The sequence below is a fragment of the Tardiphaga sp. 841_E9_N1_2 genome (assembly GCF_051811065.1).
Lineage (GTDB): Bacteria > Pseudomonadota > Alphaproteobacteria > Rhizobiales > Xanthobacteraceae > Tardiphaga > Tardiphaga robiniae.
Genome location: NZ_JBPWQC010000001.1, coordinates 356,751 through 369,120, shown reverse-complemented (window position 1 = coordinate 369,120; position 12,370 = coordinate 356,751). Strand labels below are relative to the sequence as shown.

The window sequence follows — 12,370 nt, the reverse complement described above, 5'->3', positions numbered from 1 at the left end:
TTTGCAGATCAGCCGGGTGTGCCGGCCGTGTGTTTATTCTTGCTGCCGGCCGCGCCGGCGACGCCGAGGAAATGCTCCAGCACGGCAGGATCGGATTTCAACGCTGCACTCGTTGCATCATGCACGATGGTGCCGCGTTCCAATATCACGACACGATCGGCAAGCCCGAGTATTTTTTGGGCATTCTGTTCCACGATGATGGAACAGGTGCCGCCGGCGCGTGTGATCTTGCCCAGCGCTGCCAGCAACTCATCAACGATGATCGGTGCAAGGCCTTCGGTCGGTTCGTCCAGCAGCAGCACCTGCGGATTGAGCGTCAGCGCACGGCCAATCGCCAGCATCTGCTGTTCGCCGCCGGAGAGCTGATTGCCGAAATTGTTCTTGCGCTCTTCGAGCCGCGGAAACATCTCGTAGATCTTCTTGACGTCCCATGGTCCGGGCTGCGCCACGGCGGTCATGTTTTCTTCCACGGTGAGCGAGCGGAAGATGTTGCGCTCCTGCGGCACCCAGCCGATGCCGGCGCGGGCGCGCTGGTCCGGCCGCAGCGATGTGATGTCTTTTCCGCCAAGCTTCAGCGTGCCGCTGAAGCGGCGGGTAACGCCGACAATGGAATTGATCAGCGTGGTCTTGCCGGTGCCGTTGCGCCCGAGCAGTGCCAGTACCTGGCTTTCGCCGAGTTGCAGCGTCATCTTCGGAATGACCACGGCTTCGCCATAGCCCGCGCGCAGGTCATTGATGTCGAGGAGATCAGACATCGGCGCCCTCGCCCAGATACACGGCCTTCACGCGCGGATCGCGCGCGACTTCGTCCGGTGGGCCTTCCACCAGCATGGCGCCCGCGACCAGCACAGAGATGCGATCGGCAAAGGAAAAAACCAGATCCATGTCGTGCTCGATCAGCAGCACTGTGACATCGCGCGGCAGGCTGGCGACGGCAGAGAGAATATCGTGGCGCTCGCTTTCCGGCACGCCTGCAGCCGGCTCGTCGAGCAGCAGCACGCGCGGCTTGGTGGCAATGGCGACAGCGATCTCGAGCAGGCGCTGCTTGCCATAGGGCAATGTCGCCGTCGGTTCATTCATGACGTCGAGCAGGTGAAAGCGCGCGAGGTTTTCCGCGATCGCGTCATTGACGTCACTGCGGGTGCCCATGCGACGCCACCAGTCGCTGCCATGGCCGAGATGTTCGGACGCAGCGAGACCGACCGTCTCCAGCGGCGTCATGTCGGGATAGAGCTGATTGATCTGGAAGGTCCGCGACAGCCCGCGCAAGACACGTTTGTGCACCGGCAGACCGGTGATGTCGTTGCCCTCCAGTAGGATGCGGCCAGAATTGGGCTTGAGCACGCCGGTCAGAAGATTGATCACGGTTGTCTTGCCGGCACCGTTCGGGCCGATCAGCGCGTGACGCGCGCCGGCCTCGATCTTCAGCGACAGATCGCGCGTGACGCGGAGGCCACCGAAAGATTTTTCGAGATTGACGGTTTCTAGCGCGATGGTCATGGCGCCTCACCTTCCGGCGCAACGACCGGCGTCTTGGCGCGGCTGAACTTGCTTGCGATCAGGCGCGGCAGGAACATCGCCCAGCGATGCATGCGGTCGCGGCCGATCAGCACGATGACCACCAGCACGGCGCCGATCCAGAACTGCCAGTATTGCGGCGTCAACGTCGAGAACAGCTCCTGCAGCAGTTTGAAGATCACCGCACCGATCAAGCCGCCATAGAGATAGCCGGTGCCGCCGATGATCAGCACCAGCATCAGGTCGGCGGAGCGATCGAAGGCGAAACCATCGAGCGAGGCCAGCGCCGTCGTCTGCGTCGAGAGTGCGCCGGCAACGCCCGCATAGAAGGCGGCGATGGTGTAGATCGCGATCAGCCGACGATTGACGGGAATGCCGATCGCCGAGGCGCGCAGCGGATTGTTGCGGATCGCTCGCAGCGACAGGCCGAACGGCGAATGCACGATGCGTCGTGCAAGCAGGAACAAGACGAACAGCACGCAGAGACAATAGATGAAGCCGACCTTGCCGAAGATATCGAACGAGAACTGGCCGAGGATCGGCGCCATCTCGATGCCTTGAAGGCCATCGGAGCCACCGGTGATATTTGAAAAGCGGTTGGCGAGTTCGCGCAGCAAAAGCGCAATACCGAGCGTCACCATCAGCCGCGTCAGATCTGACCCGCGCATGACGAGAAAGCTCGTCACGAAGCCGAGTACCATTGCGGCGAGACCAGCAACGACCAATGCGATCACAGGCTCCGTGACAATGCCGTGCAATGCCAGCAGCCCCGCCGCGTAGCCACCGAAGCCGAAGAATGCGGCGTGGCCGAGCGAGACGATGCCCGCATAGCCGAGGATGAGGTCGAGCGAGAGCGCGAACAGCGCGAGCCACGCGATCTCGGTCAGGATCAGGTAGCGGTTCGGAAACAGCAGGATGCAGCCTGCGGCGGCGAGCCAGAACACGACTTCGGGCCAGCGCCATTGCGCGCGCGCCATGGCAAAGGTGCCGACTTCCGGATGGGTGGTGCTGTTCGCTGTCATGATCCCCTCACCGCGCCGCGGTGCGGCCGAACAGGCCGTTCGGGCGCCAGATCAGGATCACGATCATCATGGTGTAGATCACGAAGGCGCCGAGCTTCGGCACGTAATATTTGCCGGCGACGTCGCCGATGCCGAGCAGCAGCGAGGCCAGGAACGGCCCGGTGATGCTGGACGAACCGCCGACCGTCACCACGATCAGGAAGTAGATCATGAACTTCAGCGGGAAATACGGATCGAGGCCGAGGATTTCCGCGCCAAGTGCACCGCCCATGCCAGCCAATCCGCAGCCGAACGCGAAGGTCAGCGCGAAGACCTGCGGAACGTTGATGCCCAAACCCGACGCGGCGCGCGGATCGTCCACCGCGGCGCGCAGCCGGCTGCCGAAGCGCGTCTTCGACAGGATCATCTGCAATGCGATGGTGAGCAATCCGCAGATCACGATGATCATCAGGCGATAGCGACCGACGCCAAGGCCGAACAGATTGATCTGGCCCTGCAGATAATCCGGGAGATGGATAAAGGTCTGCGCCGAGCCCATGAAGTAGTCCATCGCCGTCACGGACATGAAGACGAGGCCGATGGTGAACAGCACTTGGTCGAGATGGCTGCGCGTATAGAGATGGCGATATAGCGATCGCTCCAGCACGGCGCCGATCGCAGCGCTCACCACGAAAGCAATCGGCAAAGCCGCAAAGAATGGCAGGCCGGCGCGATTGACCAGGATCGCGCAGGCATAACCGCCCGCCATGGCGAAGGCGCCGTGCGCGAGGTTGACGAAGTTCATCAGGCCCAGCGTCACCGCCAGCCCGCACGCCAGCACGAACAGCAACATGCCGTAGGCGACGCCGTCGAACAGAATGGTGAGAAGGGTCATGGGATGGTGAGCACTTTCTTTCTTATCCCTCCCCCGCACTTGCGTGGGGAGGGTGGCCGGCCGTCAGGCCGGTCGGGTGGGGGTGCCCCACAATAGGACGGAGCGTGGGGCACCCCCACCCCGGCCTATCGGCCGACCCTCCCCGCAAGGGGGAGGGATGCGACTGGCGGCAGTGCGCTACTGCGAAAGTTACTTCTTCGTCTTGCCGGGATCCTTCACCGCCTCGAAGGTCGCGAATTCGATGTTGTAGAGTTCGCCGTCCACCTTCTCGACCTTGCGGATATAGATGTTCTGCACGATGTCGCGGGTCTCCGGATCGATCGAGATCGGGCCGCGCGGGCTCTCCCACTTCATGCCCTTCATCGCCGCGATCAGGCTGTCACCGTCGGCCTTGCCGCCGGTCTTCTTCAGCGCTTCATAGACGAGATGGATGCCGTCCCAGCCGCCGACCGCCATGAAGCCCGGACGGGTGTTGTAGGCCTTCTTGTAGGCCGCAACGAACTCCTTGTTCATCGCGGACGGATGCGCGGCAGAATAGAGATGCGCGGTCACGGCGCCCAAGGCTGCATCGCCCATGTTGTTGAGCAGGTCGTCGTCCATCACGTCGCCGGGTCCGATCACCTTGATGCCGGACTTGTCGAGGCCACGCTCGGCATACTGCTTCATGAAGTTGCCGCCCTGCCCGGCGGGCACGAACACGAACACCGCGTCGGGCTTGCTGTCCTTCATGCGCTGCAGGAACGGCGCGAAGTCCGGATTGGCGAGTGGCACCTTGACCTCTTCGACGATCTCGCCGCCACCGGCGGTGAAGTGCTCCTTGAAGAACTGCAGTGCGTCGTTGCCCGGTGCGTAGTCGGAGGTCAGCGTCGCGACCTTCTTGATGCCGTTCTTGGCAGCCCAGTCACCGATGATGGTGGAGGACTGTGCCAGCGTGAACGAGGTGCGCACGATATAGGGCGAACGCTCGGTGATGATCGAGGTGCCGGCAGCCATCACGATTTCCGGCACCTTGGCCTGGGTCGCGAGCGGCGCAGCGGCGAGCGCAGCCGGCGTGACGCCGAAGCCGGCGATGATGTTGACCTTCTCGTTGACGATCAGTTCCTGCGCGAGACGCTTGGTATTGTCGGGCAGCGCCGCGTCATCCTTGAGGATGATTTCGACTTTCTTGCCGGCAACGGTGTCGCCGTTCTTCTGCTGATAGAGCTTGATCGCGTTGTTGATCTGCTGGCCGGTCGAAGCCTGACCACCGGTCATCGGCACGATCAGGCCGATCTTGACGGTCTCCTGCGCCTGCGCGAGCCCGCCGATGGACAGCACGCTGACAGCGGTCACGGTCGCGGAAATGAAATTCCTCAGCATTAATTCCTCCTCTGTAGGTGATGCCGGCTCTTCAAGGCCGTGAAGTCATAGTCCCCATACGCCGTCGCCCGCGATGATGATCGCCCGCGATAACGGAGCCATGTTGACCTGTCAACGGCTGGGTTGACAACACAACGCGGTCTGTTGAACTGCGTAATTCCGACGCATCGTGGCATGCTGCTAAAGTCTAGCCAAGCATTCACGGGCCGCTCGATTTCCGTTCATTTCAGATTGCAGATCGTATCCAGATGACAAAGCCGGTGATCAACCACGGACGATATGTACCGGCGCTCATCAATTTCCTGGGCAACAAGCTCGCTGCGGGTGCCTCAAGTGCCTATCGGCGCGAATTCGGCGTCGGCGTCACCGAATGGCGGATTCTCTCGAAACTCGCCAGCGAAGACGCGTGCACCGCACAACAGATTTGCCAGTATTTCGATCTCGACAAGGGGCTGGTCAGCCGCACCCTTAAATCACTGGTGGACAACGGCAGCGTAACGGTCAGTGACCTGGCCGGCGACAACAGGCGCGTCGTCATCCTGACCAAATCCGGCCGCGCGTTGCATGACCGGATCATCGAGCTGGCGCTGGATCGCGAACGGGTCCTGCTGGATTGCCTCGATGAGAAGGAAGTCGAAAAGCTGATCGACATGCTGGGCCGCCTGCTGGCACAGGCACCGGCGGTCAACGCGGTACAGGTTCGCAAACCCGCTGGATCGAAGCGCAAGACCACGGCGTGAGACGACATGGCTGAGTGCGGCCACGCGCCGTCCTTGCCCGCGCCTGCGCGCGTGCGTGGCAGTCCCGGGGGGCTCCCTCAAGAATGAGGGAGATGAAGCGCCGAAAGGCGCGACTTCAGTTAGTGCCGCAGCGTAATGTCCGGATCGCCGGACAGCAGAGGCCGCGGAAACGCCTTTCGACGCTCCATCGTGGCGATTTCTGTCCCCGGGACCGTTCTTCCGGGCAAAGGCGCAGACCTCCGCAGTCCGCTTATCCCGACGGTTTCCCGCCGTTCACCAATGCCACGTCCAGCCAGCATGAGTGGCAGACCCCCGTAGTGGGGCCGGACGGTGACCCAAGGCCTCCCGAGTGCGTGAGGGAACGTCTCCCTCCCGCCCGCAAGCGCCACATCCCGCCCCGCGCTAACAAGCGTCCCTGGCAACGCCCCTCAAAGTGGGACGGGATGCAACGGAATATAATCTCTCCGAAAACAACGTCAAGGATTATTTTCAGATTTGTGCCGAACGAATGCGCGCAGCGCACCGCGCCCTCGGCACCTGCTACCACGTATAACGCGCAACGCCCTTGCCGGCATAGCTGCGCGTCACATCCGAGAACTCGCCCTCGAATGTGGCAGCGACGGAAAGGCCGTTACTCCATGCCATCTCGGCCGAGGCGGTGGTCAGCGCCGCATCGCGTGCCGGCGCTGCGCCGGACACCGTGAACGATGCGCCTGGCAGCGACTGGAACGTAGCGGCCACGCTGCGATCGCTGTTGAAGTCATGCGCCCACGCCGCGCGGCCACGCAGCGTCAGGATCGCATCGTTGACGGCGAAGGACTTGTCGGTGCGCAGGCCGAGTTCGCTGCGGGTCGATGTCACTGTCTTGCCCGCGTAGTTCAGCGCAAAGGTGCTGGCGCCGCCATTGACGGTTTCCGCATAGGACGGCAGGTCGAATGCGATCACCTGCGCGGCGACATAGGGCGTCACGCCGACGCCGCCGAGCCATGAACTCACAGTGCGGTTGCCGCCTTCGACCCGCGCCGAATAGGAATTCGCAGTGAATTGCGCATGCAGGCGATCGAGACCTGCGACGGTCACGATGCGATCGGTGGTGATGTCCTGCCAGCCATAGGCGGCCGCGGCGGTGATATAGGCAGACGACACGCTGTGGCGCACGAAGGCGCCCATCTGGAACATGTCCGAATGACCGCTGCCGCCATTGGCCACGGAGAAATTCGTGCCGGCGCCCGCGAGCGAGAATCCGGCCACCGTGTTCGGCGACAACAGCACGTCGGCGCCGACGGCGGTGCCGCCGATGCTGCTGCGCGCGGTGTTCGATCCCATCGCCGCATTGCCGTCGGTGGTCTGCGAGCCGCCGAAGCCCGAGGCCCAGACGCTCCAGCGCGTCTCAAAGGACGGCGCGCGCGGAGGCGCCTTGGTGAACATCGCGAAGGCATCACGCGGCTTGCGCGCATCCGCATATCCCATCGCGCCCGGCGCATCGAATCCCCTGCCCGCGCTGAACGGATCGGTCATCATGCCCATGAACTGCGTCATGGCGTTGAAGGTCGTCTGCTGCGATCCCGTCGCGGTTTCGCCCGAGGTCTGCGTCAGCGCGTTGCGCAGTGCATCGCCGGTGAGCGCAAACAGCGCGTTGAACTGGCTCGGCATCGTGCCGCCGCTCACCAGCGCATTGTCGATGGCAGTTGCGACGGCCTTCTGATTGCGGCTGGCACTGTCCGGCAGGTTCGGGCTGAGCAGGCCGGGATCGACGGTCAGCAACACGTCGTTGCCCACATAGCTCAGCCGCGCATTGCGCGCGAAGTTGTTGAGCAGGGTTGTCGTGTCGAAGCTGCCGCTGATCGTGCCGGCAGTCAGGATCGTATAGGTCGTCGTCGCGGCGATGCGCGCCAGCGGATCGACTGCGACCCTGCCGACCAGCGTCGCCGTACCGGTGACGATGGTCTTGTCGGATGATGCTCCGGAGATCTGCACCAGATAGGTCGATGCCGCCGTCATCGTCAGGCTGCCAGTGACATTGAGCGTGCCGATCGAGTTGCCGGGCGCCAGCGTGCCGCCATTGATCAGCGTGTCGCCGACAAAACCGTTGCCGCCGAGCGTGCCGCCTGGATTCACCGTAGTCAGCGACGACGATGCGATCGAACCGTTGACGCTGAGCGTGCCGACGTCGACCGTCGTCGTGCCGGTATAGGTGTTGATCCCGCTCAGCACGGTGTTGCCCGCACCGGTCTTCACCAGTTTGCCCTGGTCGGCGCCGCTGTCGGAAATGACTCCGTCGAAGCTGTAGAAGTTCGAGCGATTGAAGATCAGCGTGCCGCCGTTGGTGACATCTCCGACAATCGAACCGGTGGTGCCGCCATTGCCGATCTGCAGCGTCGAGCAGAAGCAGATCGCGGTGCCGCCGGTATAGGTGTTGGCGCCGGTCAGTGTCGTGACGCCGGTGCCGTCGATCCACAGCGACATCTTCGCCGCCGCGCCATCTCTGATCACGCCGGCAAAGGTCGTGCTGCTGTTGTTGAGGCCGACGACCAGAACCGCATCGGCGGCGTTGGCATTGGTCACGCTGCCGGCGCCGGCCAGCGAGCCGATGAACTGGAACGGGCTGTCGAGGGCCAGCGTGGCGCCGGCCGCGATCGTATAGGCGCTGTCCGGGCTGAGCGAGCCGCTCGCGAGCAGCGTGCCGGCAAGAATATTGGTGGCGCCCGTATAAATGCTGTTGCCGGTGAGCGACAGTGTACCGGCGCCGGTCTTGGTCAATGCGCCAGGCGTCCCGCCGCTGTCCGCGATATTGCCGGACAGTTCGAGAGTGCCGGTATCGACCTGCAGGGTGCCGCCGCCAGTGCCCAAAGCAATGCTGCGCGCCGATGAAAAGCCGGCAGTCGTCTGCAGCGTGCCGCCGGTGAAGGTCAGCGCCCCCGCTGCGCCGCCGAGATTGGCATCCTGCGCGACGCTAATCGTGCCGCCGGCAAAGGTCGTGCCGCCGGTGTAGGTGTTGATCCCGGACAGGATCATCGTGCCGGCGCCGGTCTTCACCAGCGAGCCGCCGGTGCCGCCGTCGGCGATGACGCCGGTGACATTGGTGGAGAAGTTGTTGCCACCGACCGTCAACTCGTTTTGGCCCAGTCTGAAAGTGCCGCCGCCGTTGATCGAGCCGGCGCTGAGCTTGTTGTCGCCAAGGGGGCCGGTCGATCCGCCGAAATCCGTGGTGCCCGCCGCGCCATTGGTGATGGCCGCGTTGCCGGCCGTGCTGGTGTTGATGAATTGCAGTTGGAAGTTGTTGGCGATGGTGGCACTGCCGGCCGTGCTGGAGTTGGCGAAAGCCATGACGCTGTTGTTGGTGATGTCGACTGAGCCGCCGTTGACGACGATGCCGGCGCCGACGAAAAAGAGACTGCTTCCGACGGTGAAGCTGTAAGCCGAAGCACCGGCATTGAAGGTCCAGCCGCCGAGGGTCGTAGAGGCCGAAAATGACAGCGCGGCGACGCCGGACGTGCCGAAGAACGCGGTGCCGGTCGGCACCGCGGCCGGACCCCAGTTCGCTGCCGTGTTGAAGTCGCCCGAGCCAGGCGCGCTCAGCCAGGTTGCGTCCTGCGCCGCCGCAGGCAGCGCCGCCAAAAAGGGCACCAGGCATAGCGCCGACGACGCCAGCAAAATGGCCCGCAACCGGCGCGCCGCGCCGAATCGATCGTTGAGAACCCGTATCGCCACCCGCTCACCCCGTTGCATTTCGACGCTCAAGGGCGCGGCGAAGCCGTGTATCGGAGCGGACCCTGCCACAATGGAACCGCGCCGTCGTCGCATTTTGCGCAAAGCGACGCGCGGCCCCCAAAAATGGGCGGTCCGGCGGATGATTCCCCGGCAATGTCGCCGGAAAGTCACAACCCGTTGGGCGCATCCTGGCACGACGATCAAGCCGACGTCACCCATCAGACAGGCGCGATCACCACGTATAGCGCACCACGCCCTTGCCGGCATAAGAGCGCGTGACATCCGAGAACTCACCTTCGAATGTCGCAGCGAGCGAGATGCCGCTGATGAAGGACATCTCGGCCGAGGCCGTGGTCAGCGCGGCGTCATGCGCCGCCGCTGCGCCGTTGACGACGAAGCTCGCGCCGGGCAGCGACATGAACGTCGCCGATACGGCGCGGTCGGTGTTGAAATCATGCGCCCAAGCCGCGCGGCCGCGCAGCGTCAGGATCGCATCGTTGACAGCGAAGGACTTGTCGGTGCGCAGGCCAAGTTCGCTGCGGGTGTCGTTCACGGTCTTGGATGTGTAGCTGAGCGCGAAGGCGTTGCTGCCGGCGACAGCGGTTTCCGCATAGGCCGGCAACATGACGGCGGTGAACTGGACGGCGGCGTAAGGCGTGAGACCGAGGCCGCCCTGCCATGACGTGACGGTGCGATTGCCGACTTCAAAACGTCCCGAAAACGTATCGGGGCTGAAACGCGCCTGCAACTGATCCGTCATCACAGCGCGGTTGGTGGTGACGTCCTGCCAGCCATAGGCCAGTGCGCCGGACAGATAGGTCGAGCCGATCGCGTGGCGCACGAAGCCGCCGATCTGGAACAGGTCGGAGCGACCGGAGCCGCCGCCTGTCACGCTGAAGCTGGTGCCGCCGCCGGCCATCGCAAAACCGGCGACGGTGTTGGGCGAGATCAGATAGTCGGCGCCGACGGCGACGCCGCCGATGCGGCTGCTCGATGTATTCGAACCGGCGGCCGCATTGCCATCGGTGGTCTGCGTACCGCCGAAGCCCGACGCCCACACGCTCCAGCGCGGATCATAGGCTTGCGCCAGTGGTGCTTTCGTGAACATCGCATAGGCATCGCGCGCCGCACGGCTCTTCGCTGTCGATGTGTCAGCGTTGGTGTCGGCGAATCCCATCGCGCCCGGCGCCGTGCCGCCGCGACCTGCTGCAAAGATGTCGGTCATCGATCCCATGAACTGCGTCGTCGCCCCCATGGCGATCTGCTGCGATCCCGTTGCAGTCTCGCCGGAGGCCTGCGTCAGCCCGGTGGCGGTCAGTCCGCCATAGACCAGCGGAATGCCGCCATTGCGGTTGAAGTAATTGACCAGCGCGCTACCGACGCCGGACTGATTGCCGCTGAGGCCGGTGTTCGGCGGCGCGATGAAGGCAAGCGCCAGATCCAGATAGGCATTGTTGGCGTCGTAGCTCAGGCTGGTCCTGAAGCCTGACGGCAGATTGCTGTTAACGAGCGCGTTGAAGGTGGTGCCACCAAGACCGCCGGTAGCGTTGAGGATGGTGTATTGCCTGACAACGTAAGAGCCCGCCGCGAAGCTGGCATTGACAGTGCCGCCGTTCAGCGTAGCGCTGCCGGTGACATTGGTGCGGTCGGATGAATACGGCGAGACCTCGACATTGTAGTTCGACCCGGCGCCGAAGGTCAGGTTGCCATTGACGGTGATGGTGCCGATCGAGTTGCCCGGCGCCAGTGTGCCGCCCGATGCAATCGTCGTGTTGCCGAGCGTGCCGGTGCCACCGAGCATGGCGCCATTGTTGACGGTGAGCATCAATGACGAGGCAATCGAGCCATTGACGATCAGCGCGCCGCCATTGACCGTGGTCGCACCGGTATAGGTGTTGGCGCCGGACAATGTCAGCGTGCCGGTGCCGGCTTTGACAAGCGACCCGCCGATGCCGCCGGCGCCATGGCCACCATCAGCAATGATTCCGGTGACATTGGTCGACAGATCATTGCCGCCGACGGTCAGTTGGTTGGCGCCGAGGGTGAACGAGCCGCCGCCGGCAATCGAACCGACGCCAAGCGCGCCGACATGAGCGCTGAAATCCGTGACGCCTGCCGCGCCATTGGTAATCGCAGCGGTGCCACCCGTACTCGTACTTATAAAGTTTAGCAAACCGCCGTTGGTTATCGCCGCACTGCCGGCCGTGGAGGCGTTGTAGAAATACATCAAGTTGACATTGAGAATGGACGCGTTTCCGGCGCTGCTTGTGTCAAGAAAACGCAGCAAGTTTGAATTGGTGATCGTGGCGCCGCCAGCCGTCGCACTATTACTGAAAAACAGGTCATTGGTACTGGTAATGGTCGCGCTGCCGGCTGTGCTGCTCGCGTTGAAAGCGAGATTGCCGGTATTCGTGATCCTCGCATTGCCCGCTGTCGTCGTTCCGTTGAACGACATCGAATTGCTGCTGTTGATGGTAGCGTTTGCGGCCGTGCTGTTATTATAAAACCCCAAAACGTAGGTGTTGACGATATTGGCGCTGCCGGCCGTGCTGGTTTGATTAAAAGACAAAATACCCGGGTTCGTCAGCGTGGCGCTGCCAGCGGTGCTGGCATTGTTGAAATTCAGCAGTCCGCCATTGATAAAATTGACGCTGCCGCCAAGGACGGAAATGCCGCCGCCGCTGAACTCAAGCGTTCTGAGATTGTCGCTTGAGAACGTGTAGGCCGGCGCCCCGGCGGAAAAAATCCAGCTGTCGAACACAATATCGGCAGTGATAACCACAGAGGCGGCGTTCGTGACTCCGAATGTCGCGGTGCCGGTCGGCACCCCCGCGCTCCAGTTACCAGCCAGGTTGTAGTTGTTAGAGCCGGGATTGAGCAGCCAGGTCGAATCCTGCGCCGCCGCCGGCAGCGCCGCCAAAACGGGCGCCAGGCCCAGTGCCGACGACGCCAGCAAAATGGCCCGCAGCCGGCGCGCCGGCCCAAGTCTCTGGTTGGCGAGTCTCTGGTTGAAAAGCCCTAGCGCCACCCGCCACCCCATTCCAGTTCGCCGTCGCTCGGGCATTTCGGCAACCGAAGGCCCGAGACGGCAGAATCAACGTCGCACGGGTGGCGCGCGGGCGTCCTGAAGCAGCGCGCGTATTTTC

At 63.3% G+C, this 12,370-nt stretch carries 8 protein-coding genes; 1 reads left to right on the top strand and 7 read right to left on the bottom strand.

The genetic code is table 11. The features are described 5' to 3' along the window. Positions 1 to 8: 8 nt before the first annotated feature. From AB8A50_RS01655 to AB8A50_RS01635, 5 genes are all read right to left on the bottom strand, one after another. A complete protein-coding gene (locus AB8A50_RS01655; protein ID WP_439076538.1) occupies positions 9 to 755 on the bottom strand; it encodes an ABC transporter ATP-binding protein in 747 nt (248 codons plus the stop codon). Further along, complete coding sequence (locus tag AB8A50_RS01650; RefSeq protein ID WP_089268231.1) at positions 748 to 1,500, bottom strand: ABC transporter ATP-binding protein; 753 nt, start codon at positions 1,498 to 1,500, stop codon at positions 748 to 750. Before AB8A50_RS01650 ends, AB8A50_RS01655 begins: the two co-directional genes overlap by 8 nt. Then, positions 1,497 to 2,495, bottom strand: coding sequence for a branched-chain amino acid ABC transporter permease (locus tag AB8A50_RS01645; RefSeq protein ID WP_439079900.1), 999 nt, complete (start codon positions 2,493 to 2,495; stop codon positions 1,497 to 1,499). Before AB8A50_RS01645 ends, AB8A50_RS01650 begins: the two co-directional genes overlap by 4 nt. Before the next feature lie 52 nt (positions 2,496 to 2,547). Continuing rightward, positions 2,548 to 3,414 (bottom strand): branched-chain amino acid ABC transporter permease, encoded by an 867-nt coding sequence (locus AB8A50_RS01640; protein WP_068738185.1) that lies wholly within the window; start codon positions 3,412 to 3,414, stop codon positions 2,548 to 2,550. A 189-nt stretch (positions 3,415 to 3,603) separates the two neighbouring features. Further along, positions 3,604 to 4,773 (bottom strand): ABC transporter substrate-binding protein, encoded by a 1,170-nt coding sequence (locus AB8A50_RS01635; protein ID WP_439076537.1) that lies wholly within the window; start codon positions 4,771 to 4,773, stop codon positions 3,604 to 3,606. Positions 4,774 to 5,021: 248 nt separating this feature from the next. Between AB8A50_RS01635 and AB8A50_RS01630 the strand changes: the two genes are divergently transcribed. Next, complete coding sequence (locus AB8A50_RS01630; protein ID WP_439076536.1) at positions 5,022 to 5,513, top strand: MarR family winged helix-turn-helix transcriptional regulator; 492 nt, start codon at positions 5,022 to 5,024, stop codon at positions 5,511 to 5,513. Between the two features lie 540 nt (positions 5,514 to 6,053). On the opposite strand, the gene AB8A50_RS01625 is transcribed toward AB8A50_RS01630, so the two are convergent. After that, positions 6,054 to 9,224 (bottom strand): autotransporter outer membrane beta-barrel domain-containing protein, encoded by a 3,171-nt coding sequence (locus AB8A50_RS01625; RefSeq protein WP_439076535.1) that lies wholly within the window; start codon positions 9,222 to 9,224, stop codon positions 6,054 to 6,056. Between the two features lie 232 nt (positions 9,225 to 9,456). Then, positions 9,457 to 12,252, bottom strand: a complete 2,796-nt coding sequence (locus AB8A50_RS01620) for an autotransporter outer membrane beta-barrel domain-containing protein (protein WP_439076534.1) — start codon at positions 12,250 to 12,252, stop codon at positions 9,457 to 9,459. Between the last annotated feature and the right edge of the window lie 118 nt (positions 12,253 to 12,370).